The sequence below is a fragment of the Curtobacterium sp. A7_M15 genome (assembly GCF_030705415.1).
In the GTDB taxonomy this organism is placed as follows: Bacteria; Actinomycetota; Actinomycetes; order Actinomycetales; family Microbacteriaceae; genus Curtobacterium.
This window is the reverse complement of record NZ_JAUZED010000012.1, coordinates 1-23,208: the sequence shown is the minus strand read 5'-3', so window position 1 is coordinate 23,208 and position 23,208 is coordinate 1. Positions and strand designations below refer to the sequence as shown.

Sequence of the window (23,208 nt, the reverse complement as noted above, 5' to 3'; positions counted from 1 at the left end):
TGCTACGGACCCGGCGCGGGTCGATCCTGGTCCCCGTGGTCCCAGGGTCGACGGGGACCTGTCCGTCCCCGCGGACCCGGAGCATCGTGGAGGACATGACCGACACCACACTCCCCGGCGGTTCCTTCCGCCTCGCCGACGACCTCGACCTCACCCGCGTCGGGTACGGCGCCATGCAGCTCGCGGGCCCCGGCGTCTTCGGGCCGCCCACCGACCGCGACGAGGCGATCCGCGTCCTCCGGACCGTCGTCGAGCTCGGGATCACCCACATCGACACGGCCGATTTCTACGGCCCGCACGTCACCAACGAGGTCATCCGCGAGGCCCTCCACCCCTACGCCGACGACCTCCACATCGTGACGAAGGTCGGTGCCCGACGGGACGCGGACGGCGGCTGGCCGCACGCCCGCGAGCCGCACGAGCTCGTCGAGCAGGTGCACGACAACCTGCGGCACCTGGGGCTCGACCAGCTCGACGTGGTGAACCTCCGCGTCGGCGGCTTCGACGCCCCGGAGCCGGGCAGCCTCGCACCGCAGTTCGAAGCGCTCGCCGAACTCCAGCAGCAGGGGCTCATCAAGCACCTCGGCCTGTCCACCGTGAACGCGGAGCAGCTCGCCGAGGCGCAGTCGATCGCCCCCGTCGTCTGCGTGCAGAACTTCTACAACATCGCCCGCCGTGAGGACGACGCGATGGTCGACAGCACGGCCGCGCAGGGCATCGCCTACGTGCCGTACTTCCCGCTCGGCGGCTTCTCGCCGCTGCAGTCCGGAGCGCTCGACGCCGTCGCCGATCGGCTCGGGGTGTCACGGCTGACCGTGGCGCTGTCGTGGCTGCTCCAGCGCTCGCCGAACATGCTCCTCATCCCGGGGACCTCCTCGGTGGCGCACCTGCGCGACAACGTCGCCTCGGCGGGCTTCACCCTGCCGGCCGACGCGGTGGCCGAGCTGGACGCGATCGGCGCCTGAAACGCGGGTCGGTGCGGACGGGAGGCGCGGTGCGAGCCCGCACCGCGCCTCCCGTGTGCGACGATGACGGCTGGGGGCGGCGCCCGACGACGCGTCCACGGGGGAGGTCCGACATGTCCGCACGATCGACCGGCGCCCAGCCGACCGGCTGGGCGAGCAGCTGGTGGCTCGCCGTGCCCGGGGCCGTCGCGCTGATCGCCGGCGCCGCGCACGCGTACGGCCTGGCGAACGTGCTCACCGAGGGACTGTCGCCGTGGTGGGTGGTGACGGGGATCGTCGCGCTCGTCGCGCTCCTCGCGACCGTGGTCGCCCTGTTCCGGGTGCCCGGGCCGCGCCCGGCCGTGGTCGTCCTCGCGGCCGCGGGCTTGTTCGTGGCCGGCGGAACGCTCCTGGCCGACGCCGCAGTCGTCGTCTTCCTGCAGTGGGTCGCCGACGGCCTGCGCAACCCGAACGGCTGAGCAACCCGAACGGCTGAGCAACCCGGACGGCTGAGCCGGAGTGGTCAGGCGACCGTGGCCAGCGCGAACGGCAACACGGCCGACGCTCCCGCCCTCCTGAGTTCGCGCCCGGCCACGGTCATCGTCCACCGGCTGTCGACCAGGTCGTCCACGAGCAACACCGGCCCCTCGTGCGCCTGCAGCGCCGCTGCGAGCGCGGGATCGACCACGAACGTGTCCCACACCCCGGACAGTCGGTAGGCGCTGTTCGTGGCACCGTCCCCGCGCGGCGTCCCACCGTTCCGGCCGAGCGTCCCGAGGAACTGCAACCGCCCGATCGAGGACAGCGCCTGCGCCAGGGACCCGACGAGCTCCGGCCGGGACCGCGACGACATCGCGACGACCCCGGTCGGACGGGTCTCCCACGGCCAGTCCTTGAGCGCGCGGACGCAGCCGTCGACGAGCTCCCGCGAGACCGGCGCGTCGGGCACTCCTGGCGCGAAGAGCGCTCGGAGGGGGCCGCCCCACCCGAGGTCGGTCAGACGGGCGACCGCGCGACCGGGCTGGACGAGCTCGTCGGGGCCGATCTTGCCGCGCACGGGGACACCGAGCGACGACATCCCCGACGGCCACTGGGCGCGCGGGGCGATCTCGACACCGACCTTGTCGAGCGCCGCTGCGGCTCCGGAAGCGTCCGACGACGACACCGACGTCGGGAACCAGGCACCGGCACAGTTGTCGCAGCGACCGCACGGCTCGGCGGACGGGTCGTCGAGGTCCTGCTGCAGGAGCTGCATCCGGCACTGCGCCGTGGACTCGTAGTCGAGCATCGACGCCGCCTCGGCAGCGCGAGCAGCCGCGACCCGCTCGTAGCGAGGCGCGTCGTACTCCCACGGTTGCCCGGTCGCGACCCAACCCCCGGCGACACGCTGGACGGCGCCGTCGACGTCGAGCACCTTGAGCAGGAGTTCGAGGGTGGAGCGCTTGATGTCGACCAGTCCCTCGAGGGCGACGGTCGACATCGCCGAGTCGCGGGACAGCGCGTTCAGCACCGCAGAGGCCCGGGACTCGGTCGGCATCGAGGCGCTGGCGAAGTACTGCCAGATCTCCTGGTCCTCGCGCCCGGGAAGCAGCAGGACGTCGGCGTTGTCGGTGGCGCGGCCCGCGCGACCGATCTGCTGGTAGTACGCCACCGGGGAGGACGGCGCCCCGACGTGCACGACGAACCCGAGGTCGGGCTTGTCGAACCCCATGCCGAGCGCACTCGTGGCGACCAGCGCCTTCAGCTCGTTGCCCTTGAGCTGTTGCTCGAGCTGCTCGCGTTCCTCGGTGTCGGTGCGACCCGTGTAGGCGCGCACGGCGTACCCGTTGTCACGCAGGAGCCGGGCGATGTCCTCGGCCGCGGAGACGGTGAGCGTGTAGATGATGCCGCTGCCCGGCAGGTCGCCGAGGTGCGCGAGCAACCAGCCGAGCCGCTGCCGTGCGTCGGGGAGCGACAGCACGCCGAGCCGCAGCGAGGCCCGCGCCAGGGACCCGCGGATCGTGAACACCGGGTCGTCGGGGCCGGCCGTCAGCTGCTCGGCGACGTCCTCGACCACGCGTTCGTTCGCCGTGGCGGTGGTGGCGAGCACGGGCACACCGTGGGGGAGCGACCGGATGAGCTCGGCCAACCGGCGGTAGTCCGGCCGGAAGTCGTGGCCCCAGTCGGAGATGCAGTGCGCCTCGTCCACCACGAGCATGCCCATGCGGGCGATGAGCGTCGGCAGCTGTTCGTCGCGGAACCTGGGGTTGTTGAGCCGTTCGGGGGAGACGAGCAGGACGTCCACCTCGTCCCGCGCGAGCGCCGCCTGCGTCTCACCCCACTCGTGCGCGTTCGCGGAGTTGATCGACACCGCCCGCACTCCGGCCCGTGCAGCGGCGGCGACCTGGTCGCGCATGAGTGCGAGCAGCGGCGACACGAGCACGGTCGGGCCGCCCCCGCGTCGCCGGAGCAGCAGCGTCGCGAGGAAGTACACCGCGGACTTCCCCCACCCCGTGCGCTGCACCACGAGGGCTCGCTGCCGGTGCTCGACGAGTGCCGAGATGGCCTCGAGCTGCCCCGGGTGGAACACGGCGTCGGGGCGCCCCGTGAGCGCAGCGAGCGCCTCCTGCGCCTCCGTAGCGATCGCGGGGGACGGCGGAGCAGGCGGTGGGGCTACAGACATGACCCCATGCTGTCAGCACCGACCGACGAAACCCGACCCGCGCCTCCCGGCTGTGGAGAACTCGCCCACGGGACCCGCTACTGGTACGTGATCAGCGACGGTGTCGGCGACACGTCCGCCATCGTCTGCTGCGGCGTCAGCATCGGCTGGTCCTCATCGTAGAAGTTCTTCCAGCCCCAGTGGATGCCCGCGGGCGCACCGACGTGCAGCGCCTTCCACGTCGCCTGCTTGTCCGGTTGCGACCCCTGCCCGTCGACGTGCACGAGCATGTCGAGCTCCGGGTGCTGCTCGAGCGACGCGCGGTCCTGGATCATCGACAGCCGGAACTGGTGGAGAACGAACGCCTTCGGGGGCAGCCCCTTCGATCGGACCAGATCGGCGAGCCACGAGGACACCTCGTTCACCTCGGACGCCTTCACGCTGCCGATCTGCCGCAGCGGAACCTGGTCGTGACCGAGCCGCCACTCCGGGTCGAGTGCGAGCCAAACGCCCGGCTCCGACAGCAGCGACTCGTACCGCTTCGCCTGTGAGAGGAAGTCCGCGCGCCCCGGCTGGAGGTCGAGGATCACGGGCATCCCGGCGTCGTGCGCGGCATCGACGTAGGGCTCGAGCGTCGACACGGGCAGCTCGGTCGAGTAGTCCCCGTCCGCGCCGGCGTCCCCGGCGGCGACGGTCGCGATGACCTCCATCGCGGGGGTGATCGGTACGCCGCCGAGCCCCTTGTACGACGCTGCGACGGACTTCGCACGCTGGACCGTCGCCACCGGGTCCTGCTCACCGAGGACACCGAGCGCGGGTGCTCCCGGCGCGCCGTAGAGCGCCACGTAGCGGTGCCCATCGAACGGCCGCTGTCCGCCGTCGGGCAGCTGCCACCCGTTCTCGGCGGCACGGACGGTCCACTCCGGGTCCTGCAAATCGGCGAACGCCGCCCCGACCAGCACCGTCGGGTGGTCGCGTCGCTCGTGCAGCGCCGTCACGACGTCGGGGGCGGCCGAGGGATCCGTCACACCGTCCGGCATCGTCACGACACGGGCACCCGCCGCCTTCGCGGTCGCCACGGCTGCGGCGTCGGCGCTCGCGTCCGCCACGACGACGGTGGCCTGCCTGGAGGCGCTGCTCGGCTCCGGCGCGTCCCCTCCGTCCGGCGCGTGCTGCTCCGGGACGTCGGTGTCGATGGTGACCGTGCCCTCGGCCTGGTACCAGCGGGCGCCGAGGCGCTCGAGCTCGCGCGCGGCGGGCGACTCGCCCTTCTGCTGTGAGCCACCCTTGCCCTGCGACTCGTCCTGCTCGGTGAGCAGGACCGGGACGTGCGCTGCCTCGGCGGCGCTCGCCGCGGACCGCACGGCGTCGGCGTCGTCGGCGGGCGCGATCACGGCGCCGGGTGCGGACGCGAACAACGCGCGGCTCGTGCGGACCGATCGTTCGGCCGCGTCGGACTCCGCAGCGACCGACACGGTCTGTGCCGTCGCCTTCGCCAGGGTCGCGCGGGTCGGCCCGGACTGGGCCCCGGTGCACCCCGCCGCTCCGAGCAGCAGACCCGTTGCTGCGAGTGCGAGGAGGACACGGGAGGCGGGACCGGAACGCATCGGGCCACCCTACGAGCCGGGCGGCGGGGACCCTGGGAATCCGACGGGTGTCGTGCTGGGCGGACGCCGTGCCGGGGCGACGCGCGCGGGACGATCCGTCGTGGCGTCGGAGGGGGCCGGCGTCCGCTATGCTGGTCGGGTTGCTCCGCGCTCCGGTCGGACGCGGGCGACGTGGGTCCCTCGGGGCTCGCGGGCTGTGGCGCAGCTTGGTAGCGCACTTGACTGGGGGTCAAGGGGTCGCAGGTTCAAATCCTGTCAGCCCGACCGAGAAGCCCCGGTGGAACGCTGTTCCGCCGGGGCTTCGGTGTTGGTGCCGTGCTCTTATCGAAGGGCCTGCGCGCCACCTGCCCCCGCCGCGCTGGGCAGCTGATCTCCGCTCGTTCCGCGGCGCCACCGAAGAGCCCTACGGCTGCCGCGCAGCGAGGTAGCTGAGGGTGCCGTCGAGCAGATCCGTGAGGTCCGCCGCCGACGCCTCGGCGAAGTCGATCTCTGCGATCGCCTGGAACCGGAGTGTCCCGTCCCCGTAGAAGGCAGGCCTCGTCCTGTTCCGGTTGTTCCGCTTCCCGTCGGCCAAGGGGACCCCGGCGAAGCCGTGCACGATGACCGGCTCCCACTCGCCTCGCGGCTTCGGACGGCTGGACCGGGTTCGGCTCAGGAGTGATGCCAACTCCGGGCGATGGGCGTCGAAGTGCGCTCGGATGCTCGCAGCATCGAGCGAGTCGGCCATGCTGGTGGCGAGGTCGTACGCCGCACGGCGCACCTCTTCGTCCTCCTTCTCGCCGGGCCGGGGGTCGAAGTCCACACCGAACCGGAGTTCTCCGCCCGACTTCGTCTCCCACCACCGGACCTCGGCCATGAAGGTCCGGTCCTTCCCTTCGCCACGGATCGGTGTCCACCCCACGACGAGCGGGATCCCACCGCCGGCGGTCACACCGTCTCCTGCGTAGCGACCTCGGGACCGGAGGTCCTCGGCGATCCGTCTCGTGGCGACACGCGCGAGGAACTTCTGGTCGAGCACCCGGATCGGTAACCGGTCGGCTGCTCCCCGGGCCGCGAACACTCCCGAGATCGATCGATCCCAGGTGCTGACTGCCGCCGCCGCCTCGACCGCGAGCGATCGGGCGAGCGGGTCCTCGGCCTCCGACCACCGCGCGAGCAGGTCGGCGAGGCTGATGAAGGTCCAGCGAGGTACGTCGGCGCCCACGCGGTGCCGGTCGGCGTCGAGGGCCGCGAGGTACAGGTCGGGGCGGGGCTGCAGCGACTCGTACTTCCCCTGCTGCTCGGCACTCATGATGTGTCCGAGCTTCACCTCGATGACCGCCCGCCGCTGGCCGGCGCTGAGTAGCAGGTCTGCCCGGTTCGACTTCGATGCCTCGCGCGTGACGTCGTCCGGGACGAAGCCGACGACGCCTTCCCACGGTGACGAGTCCCGGTCGCTCAGGAGCTGGATGATGTCGGACACGGTCGTCTCCTGCGTCAGCAGACGACCGAGCCCGCGGTTCTGGACCCACGGTCGAGTGTTGTTCCCCACGAGGTCAGGATGGCGTCGGACCGGGCAGGACCCCGCCCGCCGCGCCGAGGACCCTCCGGACGCGACCACCCGGCGCGAGCGACCGCGTCAGCGCCCGGCCGGCGCCCACCCCAGCTCCGGCCCGAGCCGCTCGGCAATGTCCGTGACGATCTGCGCGTAGTCCTCCGCCTCGAACGAGAACGGCAGCGCGAACGCGACCTCCGTCGCCACCTGGTAGCCCGCGTCCGCTCGGAGTCGATCGGCGATCTCGGCCGACGTCCCGACCAGGTCGGCGGCGAAGAGCAGCTTCCCCGGCCCCATCGGCACGCCGACGCGACCGGAACGGCTTTCGACGTAGGTGCGGTACCGGGCCTCCTGTGACGGTGTCGCGGTGTCGGTCGGGATGACCACGAGGCCCTGCGAGACGCGGGCGGTGCTCGGGGACGGGTGCGCATCGAGGTAGGCCTCGACCTGGGCCCGCTGGTTCGCCGCGAAGTCCGTGCCGTTCTCACTCCGCGTCACGCTCGAGGTCAGCAGGTGGAAGCCGTTCTGCGCGGCCCACACGGCGGACCTGGTGCTGCCCGTGCCGTACCAGAGCCGGTCGGCGAGACCCTGGCTGTGCGGCTGGACCGTCGTGGCGAACTCCTCGATGCCGCGACGCTCGGCGACGTCGACGACCGGATCGCCCCGGACGAGGTCGCGGAAGCGCAGGAGCCGGGCCTCGCTGAAGTCCTCCTGCTCGGCGGTGTCCGGGTACAGCGCCTCCCGGTAGAGGTCGTAGTTCATCGGGGTGCCCGACGAGAAGCCGGGGTTGAGGCGACCGTCGAGGAGCACGTCGACCGTCGCCAGGTCCTCGGCGAGACGGAACGGGTTCTCGGCGCCGATCGGCGTGACGGCCGTGCCGAGCGCGATCCGCGAGGTCCGCTGCGAGGCGGCGGCCATCAGCGCGACGGGGGAGGAGATGCCGTGCTGCAGGTGCCGGTGCCGCAGCCACGCGCTGTCGAAGCCGAGTTCCTCGGCGCGCTCGATGACCCGCAGCGTCTCCTCGTGCCCGAGTCCCGGCCGCGCGGGGTCGAACGACCCGATGGTGAGGAAGCCGAGGCGTTCGAGGGGGTGTCCGTCGAGAGGCATGCGTCGATCGTGGCAGACGATCCGACGAACACGAACCGTCGGATTGCGCATCGGCAGGGCGAACACGCATGTTCGGCCCTTAGTGTCGCGCCAAGCGCAAACGCGTGAACTTACTCGCATTGGTTGAAGGACCGATCCGTAACGGAAGGTCGGTCCTCATGACCACCACTCCGCTCGCTCCGGGCTACACCCGCACTCGTCCCGCCACCGGTCCCCGCAAGGGCACCTCGACCTACTCCGCGCTGTTGGCACGGGTGAAGGACAACGGCCTCCTCCGCCGCCGCACCGGCTTCTACTGGTCGCTGTTCGGCAGTCTCGTCGGCACCATGGCCCTCGCCTGGGTCGCGTTCGCCTTCCTCGGCGACTCGTGGTTCCAGCTCATCGTCGCCGGGGCCCTCGGCGTCCTCTTCACGCAGTTCGCGTTCCTCTCGCACGAGGCCGCGCACCGCCAGGTCTTCGCCTCGCAGAAGTGGAACGACCACGCCGGCCGCTGGCTCGGCACCTTCATGGTCGGCCTCAGCTACTCGTGGTGGATGAACAAGCACACCCGCCACCACGGCAACCCGAACACCGTCGGCAAGGACCCGGACATCGCGCCTGACGGCATCCGCTTCCTGCCGGAGGACGCCGCGTCGGCGAGGGGTCCGCTCATGACGACGTTCCTGCGCTTCCAGGGCTGGCTGTTCCTCCCCCTGCTCACGCTCGAGGGCCTGAACCTGCACCGCTACGCGGTGATGAGCATCGTCACCGGCAACGGCACGAAGGCCGACGTGAAGCACCGCTTCCTCGAGGCCGGCCTGCTCGTCGCCCGCTTCGGCATCTACCTGACCGCTGTGTTCTGGTTCCTGCCCTTCGGCATGGCCTGCGCGTTCCTCGGCGTCCAGCTCGCCGTCTTCGGCGTGATGATGGGCGCCTCGTTCGCGCCGAACCACAAGGGCATGCCGACCATCGCGCACGATGCGAAGGTCGACTTCTTCTCCCGCCAGGTCCTCACCTCCCGCAACGTCCGCGGTGGCTGGTGGGTGTCGTTCCTCATGGGCGGGCTGAACTACCAGGTGGAGCACCACCTGTTCCCGTCGATGCCGCGTCCGGCGCTGAAGCAGGCCCGCCTGCTCGTCCGCGACCACTGCGACACGCTCGACGTGCCCTACACCGAGACCACCCTGCTGCGCTCCTACGGCATCGTCGTCCGGTACCTCAACCGGGTCGGGCTCGCCGCCCGTGACCCGTTCGCCTGCCCGATGGTCGCGCAACTGCGCATCCACTGAGAGGGGTAGCACTGATGCCCACCGGAACCGTCAAGTGGTTCGACAACAACAAGGGGTTCGGCTTCATCACCCCGGACGACGGGTCGGACGACCTGTTCGCCCACTTCTCCAGCATCGTCGTGACGACGGGCCTGCGCTCGCTCGAGGACACCGACCACGTCCGGTACGTGGTCGGCCCCGGCAAGAAGGGTCAGCAGGCCGACGAGATCTCCGTGATCCGCGGCTGACGTCACCGGCTGACGGACGGGAGGCGCGGTGCCAGCGGGCCCCGCGCGTCCCGTCCGTCGGTCGGTCCGTATCAGGGCCGCAGGACGATCCGTCCGAAGACCTCGCCCTCGCCCTCCCGGTCGACCAGGTTCACGCGACCCCGCTCGGTCCGCCCGAGCGCGCCAGCGGCCTACTTGATCCCCGTCGAGGCGATGCCCTGCACGAACTGCCGCTGGAATGCCAGGAACACCACGAGCAGCGGGAGCACCGTCACGGTCGCGATCGCCATCACGGCACCCCACGGCGAACTGAACGCCGGGTTGTTCGTCAGCGTCGACAGGGCCACCGGCACCGTGAGGTTCTCGTTGCCCTGCAGCACGACGAGCGGCCACAGGAAGTCGTTCCACCGGGTCATGAACCCGAGGATCACGAGCACCCCGACGAGGGGACCGCAGGTCGGCAGCACGACCCGGAAGAAGGTCTGGAATTCACCAGCGCCATCGAGCCGCGCGGCCTCCATCAGGGCGTCCGGCACCCCGAGCATGAACTGCCGGGCGATGAAGATCCCGACCACGTCGAACACCGTCGGCAGGATGACGGCCCAGGGGGAGTCGACCAGCCCGATCTTCGCGACGACCAGGAAGCTCGGCACCAGGGTCACCTGGATCGGGATCATGATCGTGACGAGGAACGCCGAGTAGAGCAGCCCCCGCCCGACGAAGCGGAACTTCGCCAGGGCGTACCCGGCCATCAGCGACACGACGACGCTCAGCGCGGTGCCCACACTGGTGATGAGCGCGGAGTTCCCGAGCCACCGCCAGACCGGCTGCGTGCTGAACACCTGCGTGTAGTTCTCGAAGGTGGGCCGGGTCGGGAAGAGTGAGAACGTGCCGCTCTGCGACTGGCCCCCGGGGGTGAGCGCGGAGACGACCATCCAGTACAGCGGGAACACCATGAGGATCGCCAGCGCGGTGAGCCCGGCGACGAGCACCCAGCGGCCCGGACGTGGGCGTCGGGCACGGACCGGGCGCGGTTGGGACGTCGTGAGTACTGCCATCAGAGCATCTCCTCGGCCTTCTTGTTGGCCCGCTGCCGGAGCAACGTGAACACGAGCAGGATCGCGACGAGCACCAGCCCGAGCGCCGCGGCGTACCCCATGCGCGCGTCGATGAACGCGGACCGGAACACGTACTGGATGAGCACCGTGGTCGAGAAGCCGGGGCCACCGCCGGTCATCACGTAGATGACGTCGAACGCCTGCAGCGAGAACACCACGTTGAGGATGAGGAGGATCGACGTCGTCGGACGCAGGAGCGGCCACGTGATGGTCCGGAAGCGGACCCAGCGTGAGGCACCGTCGATCGCCGCGGCCTCCTTCAGTTCTGCGGGCACGGACTGCAGCGCACCGAGGTAGATCACCATGCAGAAGCCGATCCGGGTCCACACGACGACGATCACGAGGGTCGCCATCGCCCAGCCGGGCGCGGTCAGCCAGGGCACGCGGCCGAGTCCGAGTGCCTCGAGCAGGTTGTTCACGACCCCGTAGTCGCCGTTGAAGATCCACGACATGATGACGCCGACCACGACACCGGCGGCGACCATCGGCACGAAGAACAACGCTCGGAAGACCGAACGTCCGGGCAGCGATCGGTTCAGCGCGACGGCGAGGGCGAGCCCGATCGCCATCGCGGTCGGGACGGTCCCGATCGTGAAGACGAGCGTGTTCCGCAGCGCCGTCCCGATGAGCGGGTCGGAGCCCATGTCGACGAAGTTCTTCCCGCCGACCCAGGTGCCGTCACCGAGCGAGGTGCTCGAGTCCTGGAAGCTCAGGGCGATCGCGGTGACGATGGGGATGAGCGAGAAGCCGAGGAACAGCAGTGCGGCGGGGCCGACGAACACCCAGGGGACGACCCGCCCGTGACGTCGTCGCACGGCACCGCCGGCCGGGAGCCCTCCGGTGGGCGGGGCCGTCGACGCCGTGGTCCGGACCGGCGCGGTCTCAGTTCGCAGTGACACTGCGCATCGCCTCCATCATCTGGCTCGAGGCCTCCTTCGGACTGAGCTGCCCGAGCAGGCACAGGTCGAGGTAGTCGGCGAACACCGCGTTGAGCGACGAGAAGTACTGCCCGCTCTCGGCCTTCACCATCGACAGCGGGATGGTCGACCCCTGGTCGATGAACCGCTGCATGGTGTCCGAGTTGGACGCGTACCCGATGTCCGCCGCGTCGAGGGACTCGCGCGCCGGCAGCCAGTTGCCGTCGTGGCAGAACTGCTGCATCTTCGACCGCGAGGTGATCATCGCGACGAGTTCGGCCGCGAGTTCCGGGTGCTTGCTCGACTTCGTGACGGCGAGGGCGTTCCCGCCGAGGTCGCTCGCCTCGCCGGCGTTCCGGATCATCGGCGCCGTGCCCCAGTTGTCCCGCATGTCCGTGTCGAGCTGCACGATGGACTCGGGATTGTTGAGCATCATGCCGATCTGCCCCGTCAGGAACAGGTTGCGCGAGACGTCCCCGCCGCCGCTCTTCGACAGGTTGCCGGTGGTGGCGAGGCCGTCGGCGTACCACGTGCGGCCGAACGCCAGGGCGTCGATCGCCTCCGGGGTGTCCATGGAGGGGGTGGCGCCGTCCTCGCCGAGGAACGCGCCCCCGTTCTGGTACACGAACGGCAGCCAGCGGTAGGCGGTCTCCGGCGCGGACCAGCCGTACCCGAACGCGTACTTGCCGGTGACCTGCTTGACCTCCTTCGCGACGTCGAGGAACTCGTCCCAGGTCCAGGCGTCCGCGAGCGCGGTGGGCGGCGCCACCCCGATCTGCTCCATGACCTCGCGGTTGTAGTAGGTGATGAAGTTGTCGGTGTGCTGGAAGACGCCGTACACGCCGTCGTCGCGGGCACCGATCGCCCAGAAGGGCTCGCTGTAGTCCTGCTGGTAGTCCTCCGGGATCGATCCGGAGATGTCGACGAGGCTGCCGTTCGCGGCGTACCGGCCGATCTGCTGCGGGGTGATCCGGATGACGTCGGGTGCGAGGTCGGCGGCGAGCCGGGTGATGAACCACTGGTGGAACTGACCGGTGGTGACCTCGACGGCGACGCTGGTGCCGGGGTGCGCCGCGACGAACTCGTCGGCGATCTGCTGGTAGCTCGTGATGTCGGTCGGGATGTTCCAGGTCGAGAGTCGGATGTGCTTCGTGCCGCCTCGGGCGGCGGTGCCCTGGCCGGCACAGGCGGCGAGTGCGCCGGCCATCGAGATGCCGGCGAGCGCGAGGAACCCGCGTCGGGCGAGCTGGGTGGGTGGTCGGGTCGGCATGGTCCTCTCCTTCGAGGTCGTGGTGCCGTGGTGGTCGGGGAGGCGCGGTGCACGTCCCGGGGTCCGGGTGCGTCCGTGACGGGGCCGGGTCGCGCGGTGGACCCGGCCCCGCCGGCGGACGGGGCGGTCAGACGAGGGCGGGTCGCGCCTCCTGGACGGCACCCTGCTCAGCCGGTTCCGCGGTCGCCGGACGCAGCGACTCCGGGAGCAGCGCGGCGTGCGCGTGCAGCAGCTCGTCGGTCATGTCGGCGATCCGGTCGAGCGTGAGGTGCGCCGCGGTGAGGGGGTCGAGCGCGACCGCGTGGTGGACGTGCTCGACGCTGCCGGTCAGCGCCGCGCGGACGGCCAGCGTCTGCACGTTCGTGTTCGTCCGGTTGATCGCCGCGAGCTGCGGGGGGAGTTCGCCGAACGAGATCGGGGTGACCCCGTTGCCGTCGGCAAGGCAGGCGACCTCGACGCAGGCGTCCGACGGCAGGTTCGCGATCACGCTGGTACGGTTCGGGACGTTGCCGTAGACCACCGCGGGGACGCCCGTGACGATCGCGTTGACGATGCTCGCGCCGTACTCGACCGACGGGGAGAGGTCGGCCTTGAGCTTCTCGAGCTGCTGGTCGACGTCGCCCTGCTCGTCGTGGGCGAGGCAGATCTCGTAGTAGTCCCAGCGCTCCGGGATGTACTCGAGCACCGTCTCCGGGTCCTTGCGGAAGTACGGCACGTACTCGCTCGCGTGGTGGCTGGACTCCGTCTCGAAGTACCCGAACGACCGCATCAGCTGCGTGCGGACCTGCTCGTTGCCGCCCTCGTAGTTGCTGGCAGCCGCAGCGGCCTCGCTGTGGTCGCCGTCGTCGTCGTGCAGGTCCGCCGCCGCGATGCCGCGTCGGTGCTTCGCGGTCATGACCTCGCGGAGGCGCGGGTACAGGTCCTCGCCGTTCCGCCGCTTGAACTCCAGGATCCAGGCCTGGTGGTTGATGCCGGCGCTGACGTACTCGACCTCGTCGTACGGCACGCCGAGGGTCCGGGCCAGCATGCGCGTGGTGCCCTGCACGCTGTGGCAGAGGCCGACGGTGCGCAGGCCCTTCGCGTTGAGGAACGCGGTGGCCATCGCCATCGGGTTCGCGTAGTTGATGAACTGGGCGTCCGGGCAGAGTTCGAGCGCGTCGCGGGCGATGTCCTCGTAGGCGCGCACGGACCGCAGGAACCGGAAGACGCCGCCCGGGCCGACGGTGTCGCCGACCGCCTGGTCGATGCCGTACTTCCGCGGGATCTCGACGTCCCACTTGTACGACTCGACGCCACCGACCTGGAACGTGATGATGACGACGTCCGCGCCGGCGAGGGCTTCGCGACGGTCGGTGGTCTCGAGGACCTCGGTGCCGAGGCCGTGGTGGGCGACGAGCTCGCGGGCGGCGTTCGCGGTACGGGCGACCCTGCCCGCGTCGAGGTCCATGAGGTGCAGCGTCGCGCCCTGCAGCGCTGGGAAGGAGACGAGGTCGCCGATGAGGCGGAAGGGGAAGACGAAGCCGCCGGCGCCGATGATGGTGATCTTGGTCATGGTTCGACGCTAGGAAGCGGTGGCGGGTGCGAGCCTCCGGCTTCGGACGGCGGGCTTCCAGGATCCTCGGATCGGCCCGGGCTCGGCCTGTCCGTGCCGAGGTCGCCGTCGTAGGCTCGTGGCGTGCTCAACGTGGAGACGATGGAAGCGGCGTACTGGAGCCACCGCGGCCCGGCGCCGCTCATGGCGTCGTCGCACCGGCACGACGACCTCGAGATCAACCTCGTGCTCGACGGGCACCTCGACTACCGCTTCGGCGGTGCTCCGGTCAGTGTCCACGCGGGCGAGATCGCGCTCTTCTGGGGATGGACGCCGCACCAGCTCGTCGGCGACGGGACGGGTACGGGAGAGTTCCGCTGGGTGCACATCCCGCTCGCCGAGGTGCTCGCCTGGGGACTGCCCGACCACGACCTCGGGGCGATGCTGCTCAACCGCCCGGTCGTCGTGCCCACCGAGGCCGCGGGGCGTGACGTCGAGTCGATGCTCGGGTCGTGGCAGCGCGACTTCGCGGACGAGGGCGCCGAGACCATCGCGAACCTCGAGGCCCAGGCGCTCGTCCGGCGGCTGCTGCGACACCACCGGGACGCCGTCGACCTCCGCACGGACGGCGGGCACGGCACCGCGGACGCCATGCACCGGGTGATCGACATGGTGCGGTTCGTGGTCGACCGGTTCCGCGAGCCGATCGAGGTGGCCGACGTGGCCGCGGCGGCGCACCTGCACCCGCACTACGCAATGTCAGTGTTCCGCCAGGACGTCGGAACCACCATCCTCGAGTACCTCACCCGGTGCCGGGTCGCCGAGGCGCAGCGGCTGCTGGCGACGACCTCGATGACGACGTCGGAGATCGCGCACGCGGCGGGGTTCGGATCGCAGTCGAGCTTCTACGCGCACTTCGCCCGGGCCTGCGGCGGTCCGCCGGGGGAGTACCGGGCCCGGTCGCGCTGACGACCGCGGCTCGCGCTCAGCCGCCGGTCTCGGTGTGCGGCGCCGCGACCGGCTTCGACTGACTCGACCCGCGCTGCCGGAGCCACACCGTCGCGACGACCATCACGGTGATGACGAGGAACTCCGACTGCCAGTTCTGCATCGACTCGAACCAGAACTGGCTCGTGCCGAGGTACTGCCACGCGGTCACGACGGTTCCCCCGTGCTCGAGCTGCTCTTGGTTGTACGCGGCTGCGCCGCCGATGACGTGCCCGACGACACTGCCTGCGAAGAGGACCGCGAAGAGCAGGAGCAACGAGTTCTCGTACAGGACGAGCGCGACGCCCCCGCGACGGACGGGCCCCGGCACGTGCGACTCCCTCGCTCGGTCGCGCGGATCGACGTCCTGCGGGGCGTCCTCGTCGAGCGGCTTCGACTCGCTCGAGCCCTTCTGGAAGAGGAAGACCGTCAGCACGACGTACGACCCCATCTGCAGGAACTCGCTCTCCCAGTTCTCGAAGGTGGCCTCGGCGAAGTCGCCGCTGCTCAGGAACCCCCACAGCGACTCGGCGGCCTGCCCGTGCAGGACCGCGTCGTGGTCGGCGACGCGCCACCCGGCCAACACCATGCCGACGAAGCAGCACAGGAAGACCGTGGCGTTCGCGACGAACAGCCCGTTCCGCCGGAGCCACGACCACTCGGCCGGACGTGCGCGCGGGGACACACCCATCGGGCACCCACCCTCCACTCGACGACGAACGCAGTGCCGCCACGCTAGTGATGGGATCCCCGGAGCCCGGTCAGTTGATGATCTCGCCGCGCTCGTCCGACCGCAGGACGGCCAGACGGTCCCGCCACGCCTGCAGCGCCTCGGGCGTCAGCCTCGGCCAGTCCGTGACCTCACCGGTGATCCGGAGGGGCGCCGCGCTGCGGTACGAGCGCGTCGGGTTGCCGGGGAACTTCTTGTCGGTCACGTTCGGGTCGGCCTCGAACGAACCCGTCGGCTCGACCTCGTACACGCGGGGGAGTCCGTCGCCCGCCGCGAGTTCGGCCGCGAGCCCCGCTCCGTCGCGGAGTGCGGTGAAGTAGACGTGGTTCATCACGACCTCGGGCCGGTAGTTCGACCGGAACCCGGAGGTCAGCAGGTCGCCCACCCGCAGGTCCGCCTTGGTGCCGTGGAAGAACGGCCCGTCGTCCAGCGCATCGCTCACGGCGTCAGGGTAGCGCTCGGCGCCGCGTCAGGCGGTGGCGACCTCGACTCCTCGGACGCTCCGGGTCGACGCCGCGACCGCGGTGGCCAGCACGATCACCACCGCGCACCCGACGAGGGTCGCCGGGGTGCCGACGGCTCCGGCGAGCGGCCCGACGAGCGCCTCACCGAGCGGCACCGCGACGAACGACCCGACCATGTCGTACGAGTACACCCGCGAGAGCAGCTCCCGCGGCACGTTCGTCTGCAGCGCGTGGTCCCACGCGATGGAGAACAATTCGAGGGCGATGCCGCCGAGCAGGAACGCGACGAGGAGCACGGGGAGGGTCGGCACGAGTCCGAGTGCCGCTGCCGGCAGCGCCGTCACGGCCATCGTCGCGACGCCGATGCCCAGCGCTCGCCGGGGTCGCCACCGCAGCGCCACGACGGCCCCGACCGCGAGTCCGACCGTCTGGGCGGACACCACGAGCCCCCAGGCGGCCCGACCGAACGACTCGTCGGCGACGACGGGGCCGAGCACGGTCGTCGCTCCCACGAACGCGGCGTTGAGCACCGTGAACTGCGCCACCACGGTCCACACCCACCGGCGACGGGTGAACTCCGCCCAGCCGTCCCGGAGGTCGGCGAGCACCGAGGTCGGCGCCGCGTCTGTGTCCCGGACGGGTCTCGGGAGCCGGATCCGGGCGAAGAGGAGTGCGGCGAGCGCGAACCCCGCTGCGTCGATCGCCAGCCCCCACCCGGCACCGACGACGGCGACCACCGCTGCGCCCGCCGACGCCCCGACGACGGTGCCGCCGTTCAGGGCGAGGCGGATCACCGCGTTCGCGGGACGGAGTTCGGTCGCCGGGACGGTCTCGGGCACCATGGCGGCGGTCGTCGGCAGGCTCACCGCCGCGACCGCGCCGTTCAGGATGCTCAGCACCACGAGCAGCGCGACGGTGGCGGTGCCGGTCAGGACGAGCGCGGCGATGGTCGCCTGGGTGGCCGCTGCCGCCAGTGCCGTGACGACGAGCAGGAGGTCACGGGGCACCCGGTCCGCCAGCACACCGCCGAAGAGCAGCACGGCGACGTTCGCCACCGAGCGGGCGGCGACCACGAGGCCGAGGTCGACGGGGGAGCCGGTCAGGTCGAGGACCGCGAAGGCCAGGGCGATGGGGGCGACCGCGTTCCCGACGATGCTGACCGTGCGCGCGGTGACGAGCCACCGGAACGGGGCGTGGCGGAGCGGACCGGTGATCACGGGCGTCCTCACGGCCGCCGCATCGGGAACATCGAGACCGTCATCGAGACCGGCACCGTCCCGGCGGTCCGTGGTGGTCGGGCCGCGGCGTGCAGGAGCGCCGCGGCGTCCCCGACGTGCTGCACCACGCGGCGCCAGGTCTCCGGCGCGACCCAGAGCTCGGCGTCCGTGGACGTCGACGGACCGGTGGTGCGGTCGTCGGTGCGGCGGAGGAGCTCCTGGACCAGGGCCTCGACGTACACGCGCTGGTCCTCGGCGGGGACCGGCTCCGGAGCGGGACCGTCGGCGGCGTCCAACCGGAACCGCCGCCCGGACGACTCGTGCCGGTACCGCTTCGCGTCGCCGCCCCGCAGCCGCACGGTCTCGACGACCCGCACGAGCCCGGCGCGTTCCAGCACCCGGAGGTGGTAGCTCGCGGCGGCCTGGGACACGCCGAGCTCCCGTCCGGCCTCGGCGGCGCTCATCGCGGCGCCCGTGACGAGCGACAGCAGGCGCAGCCGGACGGGGTGCGCGGTGGCGCGGAGGTTCTCGATGGTCGACACGCACGCCATCGTGGTCGGCTCGGGCACGACCGTCAAACGCCTCTTTGGGGGTCGGTCGTCGGGACGCCGTGTCGCGGGAGGTCCCCCGAGCGGTCCACCCCATCTCCCCCTCAGGGTGGACGCGGCCGACTCCCAGGTCCCCGTAGCGTGGCCGCCGTGATCGAAGTCGAGCACCTCACCAAACAGTACGGTCCGAAGACCGCCGTCGACGACGTCTCGTTCGTCGTGCGGCCGGGCAGCGTGACCGGCTTCCTCGGGCCGAACGGCGCCGGGAAGTCCACCACGATGCGCATGATCATGGGGCTCGACCGCCCCACGGCGGGGCGGGCGACCGTGAACGGGCAGCCGTACACGACCTTCCGCGACCCGCTCCGGCAGGTCGGGGCGCTGCTCGAGGCCAAGGCCGTCCACCAGGGGCGGAGCGCCTACAACCACCTGCTCTCGCTCGCGGCGACCCACGGGATCCCGAAGTCCCGCGTGCACGAGGTCATCGACATGACCGGCCTGGACTCCGTCGCCAAGAAGCGCGTCGGCGGGTTCTCGCTCGGCATGGGGCAGCGACTCGGCATCGCCGCGGCACTGCTCGGCGACCCCAAGACCCTCATCCTCGACGAGCCGGTCAACGGCCTCGACCCCGACGGCGTGCTCTGGGTCCGCCAGCTCGCCCGACGCATGGCCGCCGACGGCCGCACCGTGTTCCTCTCCAGCCACCTGATGAGCGAGATGGCCCAGACCGCCGACCGCGTCGTCGTCCTCGGCCGCGGTCGCGTGCTCGCCGACGCACCCATCCAGGAGTTCGTCGCCGCGGGCGGTGCGAACGGCGGCAGCCGCGTGGTCGTCCGGACCCCGGCCCCCGACCAGCTGTTCCAGGCGATCGGACCGAACGCCTCGGTCACCCCGCGCGAGGACGGCACCTTCATGGTCGTCGGCCCGGACGCCACCACGGTCGGGAACATCGCCGCACAGGTCGGCGTCCCGCTGCACGAGCTCACCCCGGTGGGAGCCAGCCTCGAGGAGGCCTACATGGCGCTCACCCGCGACGACGTCGAGTACCGATCGGAGGGCACCCGATGACCGCCACGACCCTGCCGCCCACGGTCGGGCTCGGCTTCGGCCGGCTCGTCCGCAGCGAGTGGATCAAGCTCCGCAGCATCCGCTCCACGATCTGGTGCCTCGCGATCCTCGTCGTGGTCACGATCGCGATGGCCGTCCTCATCGGCAACGCCCTCGACGTCGGGACGCCGGTGGGCCAGGACTCGGCGAACGGCACCCTCGTCACGATCAACACCGCGAGCGTGTCCCTGACGGCCCTCGTCGTCGCGGTGCTCGGCGTGCTCATCATCACGGGGGAGTACGGCACCGGCCAGGTCCGCTCGACGTTCACCGCCGACCCCCGTCGGACGGGCGTGATCCTCGCGAAGGCCTCCGTCCTCGCGGTCACCACCTTCGTCGTCAGCGCGGTGTCGATCTGGATCGGGGTGTTCGCCTCGGCGGCCCTGCAGGCGGGCAAGGGCGTGAACGCCGACCTCGCCGACCCGGCGGTCTTCCTGCCACTCCTCGGCGCCTCGGTGTACGTCACGCTCCTCGCCCTGCTCGCCTACGGCATCGGACTCCTCGTCCGGTCGAGCGCCGGTGGGATCGCCATCACCCTCGGGCTCCTGCTCGTCCTCCCGATCGTGCTCTCGCTCATCGCGAACGTGCTCCAGGCGCAGTGGCTCCTCGACGTGACGAAGTTCCTGCCCGACCAGGCCGGGGCGCAGCTGTACACCTACTCGGCCGGCGACGCCGGCGGCGCACCACAGGACGGCATCGTCCTGAACGGCTGGGGTGGCTTCGGCGTCCTCGCTGCCGAGGTGGTCGTGGTCGGCGCGCTCGCCCTCTCGGTGGCGCGCCGACGCGACGTCTGACGCCACCATCCACCGGACGGGAGGTGGGCGCCGCCAGCCGGCACCGCGCCTCCCGTCCGTAGGCTCGTACCGTGACCCGCCACACCCACCTCGTCGTCCCGGCGCTCGCCGCCCTGCTGCTGCTGGCCGGCTGCACGACGACGCCGACGGTCGACGAGGGGGCGCTCGCCGACTGGCGGAGCGCCCAGGAAGCGGCGACCGAGACCGAGCCGGACGTCCTCGGCGTGCTGACCGCGGACATCGGACCCGGGCGGCAGGACCCGTCCGAGGTCGGACCCGGCGTGACCCTGCGGTTCCCGGCCTCGCAGACCGTCGACCACCTCGAACTCTCGTGCTACGGCAACGGGCAGATGCAGGGAATCGTCCGGATCGAGTCGCGGCGCGGGTCGGGCAGCTCCACCGTCGACCCGGTGGACTGCCGGGACAGCCCGCACCCGATCCGGCTCACCGACCTCGCGAGCACGGACGTCGACTCGGTCGCGTTCAACGGCTTCGACAGCGACCGGCCGAGTGCGTGGCGGCTGGTCATCGTCGGGGCGGCGACGTCCCGGGGCTGATCAGCGCCGGAGCTCGTACCGGTGCAGCGTCACGCCGGTGTCCCAGCGCTGCTGCTCCACCAGGTCGAGCAGCAGCGGCCCTCGGGCGCCGGAGGCCGGCGGGTCGAACAGCGGACGGCCCCGGCCGAGGACGGCGGGGTGCGTGAACACCATCAGCTCGTCGAGGAGTCCGGCGTCGAGCAGCTGCGTCGCGATGCTCGGGCCGCCGACACCGACGTCGCCTTCGGACTCGTCGCGGATGCGGGCGAGCTCGTCGATCGCGTCCTCGTCGCGGCCGATGATCCGCGTGTTGTGGTCGGCCGCGGTCCGCGAGCGGGAGACCAGGATCTTCGGCTGCTCGGTCCAGATCTCGCCGTACTCGCGCATGTACGCGGGCAGGGACTCGTCGGTGCGGGCGTCGGGCCAGAACGGGTCCATCATGTCGTGGACGATGCGACCCTCGACCGACAGCGTCATCGCCCGAGCGCGGCGGTTGAACTCGCGGTGCACGGTCTCGTCGATGCGGAGCCACTCCGGTCCCTCGACGCCGCTGTGCTCTCCGGCCTCGGCCTCGACGAAGCCGTCGAGCGAGGCGTTGATCCAGTAGACGAACCGTGCGGACATCTCGCGACTCCTTCGTCGGACGGGCCGGTGGCGCCGAGCGTACGCTCGCCCTCGTCCGCACGCTCCTCGACGACGAGAGCAGGTCCACCGTGCGCCGATCACTCCGAGCAGCACTCGCCATCGCGACGGTCGCGGGGCTCGCGACCACGTTCCTCCAGGCCGGTGTCGGCGGCGGATCCGCCGAGGCCGCGGCGACGACGTCCGCACGGGGCAGCACCGCGCCCACGCACCGGAACCCGATGACGCTCGCACTGCCGGACGGGCAGACCGCCGCGAGCTGCGCCGACCCGACCGTCGCCCGCGGGGTGGGCCGCGACCGGAACTGGTACCTCTACTGCACGACCGACGCGCTGACGGAGACGGAGCAGAACCCCGACGGGTCGCTCGTGCAGCACGGGGTCCCGACCTACCGGTCCACCGACCTGACCCACTGGACCTACGTCGACGACGCCTTCCCGACGAAGCCTGCCTGGGTGGGTGACGCGAACGGCATCTGGGCGCCGGACGTCGTGTACCGCGCCGGGACGCACGGCCGGCCGGGGACCTGGTACCTCTACTACGCGGCCTCGGACACGCCGAGCGGCACGGCACCGACCGGTGGCGGATCGGCCGTCGGCGTCGCCACGAGCCCGAGCCCGACCGGACCGTGGACGGACTCCGGCGGTCCCGTCGTGGCACCGCAGGCCGCGCCGAACGGCAGTGGGCAGCGGTGGGAGTTCGACCCGGAGGTCATCACCGACCACGGCAGCACCTACCTGTACTTCGGCAGCTACTTCGGCGGGGTGAACGTCCGTCGGCTGACCGCCGACGGGCTGCGGTCGATCCCGTCGACCGAGCGAGAGATCGCGATCGACAACCGGTACGAGGGCACGTACCTGATGCGGCACGACGGTTGGTGGTACTTCATGGGGTCCGCCACGAACTGCTGCAACGGCGCCCTGACCGGCTACGGCGTGTTCGTCGCCCGGTCGCGCAGCCCGCTCGGACCCTTCACCGACCGGGACGGTGTGCGGATCACGAGCACCCGGGTGGGCGGGACGCCCCTGCTCGCCCAGAACGGGAACCGCTGGGTCGGCACCGGGCACAACACCGTCGTCACCGACCTCGCCGGGCAGGACTGGATCGTCTACCACGCCGTCGACCGCGACGACCCGTACTACGCCGGCCAGGGCACCTACACGAAGCGCCCGGTGCTCATCGACCCGCTGGACTGGGTGCGCGGGTGGCCCGTCGTCCGTGGCGGCGCCGGCCCCTCGGACGACATCGAACCGGGACCGGTGGCGCAGCCGGGGCAACGGCCGACGTACCGCGCCACGGCAGCACCGGTCGACGTGCCCGGTCGGACGATCCGAGCGCTGTCGACCGACTTCGACGGGACGACGCTCCCGCCGACACTCCGCTGGACCCGCGAGCCCGACGCGTCCACGTGGACGGTCGCGGGCGGCGCCTTCCGGTGGCGGACGCAGGACGCCGACATCCACCCGCCGTCGACGCCGCTGGCATCGGTGCTGTCCGAACCGGCTCCGCGGGGCGACTGGGTGGCCGAGACCACGGTGGCCGTCGACACCCCGGCGACCGGCGACGGTGTGAACTACGTGCAGGGCGGCCTCATCGTGTACGGGAGCGACAGCGACTACGTCCGTCTGACGTCCAACTCGATCTTCGACACCCGGCAGACGGAGTTCGGCAAGCAGGTCTCCGGGCAGGCGGCCGGCGCGCCGACATACGGGAACATGGTCGTCGGGCCGGTCGGGGACGCCACGACGCTGCGGATCGTGCACCGGTTCGTGGCCGGTGAGCACCGCTACACCGCGTACACCAGCGTCGACGGTCGGCACTTCGTGCGGGGCGGGACGTGGACGGCGGACCTCGGCACCGAGCCGCGGATCGGCCTGATCTCGCTCGGCGGTGCGGGTTTCACGAGCACGTTCGACGACCTGCGGGTGGCCACGGTGGCGACGTCGCGGCACTGACGCACCGCGCCCGCGGCCCGCCGATGCACCGCGCCCGCGACCCGCGGACGCACCGGGGCGCAACCCGCGACCCGCGCCCGCGCCC

General features: G+C 71.6%; 22 protein-coding genes and 1 tRNA gene. 10 read left to right on the top strand and 13 right to left on the bottom strand.

The genetic code is table 11. From position 1 onward, the window contains the following. The first annotated feature begins 95 nt into the window (after positions 1-95). Together Q7F20_RS04140 and Q7F20_RS04135 are read left to right on the top strand one after the other, a co-directional pair. Entirely contained in the window at positions 96-965 is an 870-nt protein-coding gene (locus tag Q7F20_RS04140) for an oxidoreductase (protein ID WP_305738846.1), read from the top strand. A gap of 113 nt (positions 966-1,078) precedes the next feature. Then, positions 1,079-1,423 (top strand): hypothetical protein, encoded by a 345-nt coding sequence (locus Q7F20_RS04135; protein WP_305738845.1) that lies wholly within the window; start codon positions 1,079-1,081, stop codon positions 1,421-1,423. A 44-nt stretch (positions 1,424-1,467) separates the two neighbouring features. Here Q7F20_RS04135 and Q7F20_RS04130 read toward each other — a convergent pair whose 3' ends face one another. Then, positions 1,468-3,606, bottom strand: a complete 2,139-nt coding sequence (locus Q7F20_RS04130) for an ATP-dependent DNA helicase RecQ (protein WP_305738844.1) — start codon at positions 3,604-3,606, stop codon at positions 1,468-1,470. A 77-nt stretch (positions 3,607-3,683) separates the two neighbouring features. Next, positions 3,684-5,192 (bottom strand): hypothetical protein, encoded by a 1,509-nt coding sequence (locus Q7F20_RS04125; RefSeq protein WP_305738843.1) that lies wholly within the window; start codon positions 5,190-5,192, stop codon positions 3,684-3,686. Between the two features lie 190 nt (positions 5,193-5,382). Between Q7F20_RS04125 and Q7F20_RS04120 the strand changes: the two genes are divergently transcribed. Continuing rightward, a tRNA-Pro gene (locus tag Q7F20_RS04120) sits at positions 5,383-5,456 on the top strand. A 139-nt stretch (positions 5,457-5,595) separates the two neighbouring features. Here the strand turns inward: Q7F20_RS04120 and Q7F20_RS04115 are convergent. Together Q7F20_RS04115 and Q7F20_RS04110 are read right to left on the bottom strand one after the other, a co-directional pair. Then, positions 5,596-6,723, bottom strand: coding sequence for a hypothetical protein (locus Q7F20_RS04115; RefSeq protein WP_305738842.1), 1,128 nt, complete (start codon positions 6,721-6,723; stop codon positions 5,596-5,598). A gap of 87 nt (positions 6,724-6,810) precedes the next feature. Then, the gene (locus Q7F20_RS04110) at positions 6,811-7,833 is read right to left on the bottom strand and encodes an LLM class flavin-dependent oxidoreductase (protein WP_305738841.1); all 1,023 of its coding nucleotides are present in this window, start codon (positions 7,831-7,833) and stop codon (positions 6,811-6,813) included. A 158-nt stretch (positions 7,834-7,991) separates the two neighbouring features. Here Q7F20_RS04110 and Q7F20_RS04105 point away from each other — a divergent pair, with 158 nt between their 5' ends. Both Q7F20_RS04105 and Q7F20_RS04100 read left to right on the top strand, forming a co-directional pair. Further along, entirely contained in the window at positions 7,992-9,101 is a 1,110-nt protein-coding gene (locus Q7F20_RS04105) for an acyl-CoA desaturase (protein ID WP_305738840.1), read from the top strand. A gap of 14 nt (positions 9,102-9,115) precedes the next feature. Then, positions 9,116-9,328: a cold-shock protein gene (locus Q7F20_RS04100; protein ID WP_305738839.1), complete on the top strand. Its 213-nt coding sequence runs from the start codon at positions 9,116-9,118 to the stop codon at positions 9,326-9,328. A gap of 170 nt (positions 9,329-9,498) precedes the next feature. Here the strand turns inward: Q7F20_RS04100 and Q7F20_RS04095 are convergent, their stop codons facing one another. The 4 genes from Q7F20_RS04095 to melA all read right to left on the bottom strand — a co-directional run bounded on the left by Q7F20_RS04095 (position 9,499) and on the right by melA (position 14,164). Then, positions 9,499-10,365: a carbohydrate ABC transporter permease gene (locus Q7F20_RS04095; protein WP_305738838.1), complete on the bottom strand. Its 867-nt coding sequence runs from the start codon at positions 10,363-10,365 to the stop codon at positions 9,499-9,501. After that, positions 10,365-11,324 carry a carbohydrate ABC transporter permease gene (locus Q7F20_RS04090; protein WP_305738837.1) on the bottom strand — a complete coding sequence of 320 codons (960 nt, stop codon included), beginning with the start codon at positions 11,322-11,324 and terminating at the stop codon, positions 10,365-10,367. Before Q7F20_RS04090 ends, Q7F20_RS04095 begins: the two co-directional genes overlap by 1 nt. Continuing rightward, on the bottom strand, positions 11,308-12,612 hold the full coding sequence (locus Q7F20_RS04085) for an ABC transporter substrate-binding protein (protein WP_305738836.1): 1,305 nt from the start codon (positions 12,610-12,612) through the stop codon (positions 11,308-11,310). Before Q7F20_RS04085 ends, Q7F20_RS04090 begins: the two co-directional genes overlap by 17 nt. Positions 12,613-12,739: 127 nt before the next feature. Beyond that, positions 12,740-14,164, bottom strand: coding sequence for an alpha-galactosidase (gene melA, locus Q7F20_RS04080; RefSeq protein WP_305738835.1), 1,425 nt, complete (start codon positions 14,162-14,164; stop codon positions 12,740-12,742). Between the two features lie 123 nt (positions 14,165-14,287). Here melA and Q7F20_RS04075 point away from each other — a divergent pair, with 123 nt between their 5' ends. Continuing rightward, on the top strand, positions 14,288-15,112 hold the full coding sequence (locus Q7F20_RS04075) for a helix-turn-helix domain-containing protein (RefSeq protein WP_305738834.1): 825 nt from the start codon (positions 14,288-14,290) through the stop codon (positions 15,110-15,112). Positions 15,113-15,128: 16 nt separating this feature from the next. On the opposite strand, the gene Q7F20_RS04070 is transcribed toward Q7F20_RS04075, so the two are convergent. The 4 genes from Q7F20_RS04070 to Q7F20_RS04055 form a co-directional block, all read right to left on the bottom strand. Beyond that, positions 15,129-15,821 carry a DUF6766 family protein gene (locus Q7F20_RS04070; protein ID WP_305738833.1) on the bottom strand — a complete coding sequence of 231 codons (693 nt, stop codon included), beginning with the start codon at positions 15,819-15,821 and terminating at the stop codon, positions 15,129-15,131. A gap of 70 nt (positions 15,822-15,891) precedes the next feature. Further along, positions 15,892-16,302 carry an NAD(+)--rifampin ADP-ribosyltransferase gene (arr, locus tag Q7F20_RS04065; protein ID WP_305738832.1) on the bottom strand — a complete coding sequence of 137 codons (411 nt, stop codon included), beginning with the start codon at positions 16,300-16,302 and terminating at the stop codon, positions 15,892-15,894. A 27-nt stretch (positions 16,303-16,329) separates the two neighbouring features. After that, complete coding sequence (locus Q7F20_RS04060; RefSeq protein WP_305738831.1) at positions 16,330-17,541, bottom strand: MFS transporter; 1,212 nt, start codon at positions 17,539-17,541, stop codon at positions 16,330-16,332. A gap of 8 nt (positions 17,542-17,549) precedes the next feature. Then, the gene (locus Q7F20_RS04055; RefSeq protein WP_305738870.1) at positions 17,550-18,092 is read right to left on the bottom strand and encodes a helix-turn-helix domain-containing protein; all 543 of its coding nucleotides are present in this window, start codon (positions 18,090-18,092) and stop codon (positions 17,550-17,552) included. A gap of 147 nt (positions 18,093-18,239) precedes the next feature. Here Q7F20_RS04055 and Q7F20_RS04050 point away from each other — a divergent pair, with 147 nt between their 5' ends. The 3 genes from Q7F20_RS04050 (at position 18,240) to Q7F20_RS04040 (ending at position 20,547) form a co-directional block, all read left to right on the top strand. Then, positions 18,240-19,157 carry an ABC transporter ATP-binding protein gene (locus Q7F20_RS04050; protein WP_305738830.1) on the top strand — a complete coding sequence of 306 codons (918 nt, stop codon included), beginning with the start codon at positions 18,240-18,242 and terminating at the stop codon, positions 19,155-19,157. Next, the gene (locus Q7F20_RS04045; protein WP_305738829.1) at positions 19,154-19,990 is read left to right on the top strand and encodes an ABC transporter permease; all 837 of its coding nucleotides are present in this window, start codon (positions 19,154-19,156) and stop codon (positions 19,988-19,990) included. The genes Q7F20_RS04050 and Q7F20_RS04045 overlap by 4 nt, the downstream gene beginning before the upstream one ends. A 71-nt stretch (positions 19,991-20,061) precedes the next feature. Beyond that, a complete protein-coding gene (locus Q7F20_RS04040) occupies positions 20,062-20,547 on the top strand; it encodes a hypothetical protein (RefSeq protein ID WP_305738828.1) in 486 nt (161 codons plus the stop codon). Here the strand turns inward: Q7F20_RS04040 and Q7F20_RS04035 are convergent, their stop codons facing one another. Further along, positions 20,548-21,150 carry a dihydrofolate reductase family protein gene (locus tag Q7F20_RS04035; protein WP_305738827.1) on the bottom strand — a complete coding sequence of 201 codons (603 nt, stop codon included), beginning with the start codon at positions 21,148-21,150 and terminating at the stop codon, positions 20,548-20,550. On the opposite strand from Q7F20_RS04035, the gene Q7F20_RS04030 reads away from it, so the two are divergent. Next, positions 21,141-23,123 (top strand): family 43 glycosylhydrolase, encoded by a 1,983-nt coding sequence (locus tag Q7F20_RS04030; RefSeq protein ID WP_305738826.1) that lies wholly within the window; start codon positions 21,141-21,143, stop codon positions 23,121-23,123. The genes Q7F20_RS04035 and Q7F20_RS04030 overlap by 10 nt on opposite strands. Positions 23,124-23,208 lie beyond the last annotated feature (85 nt).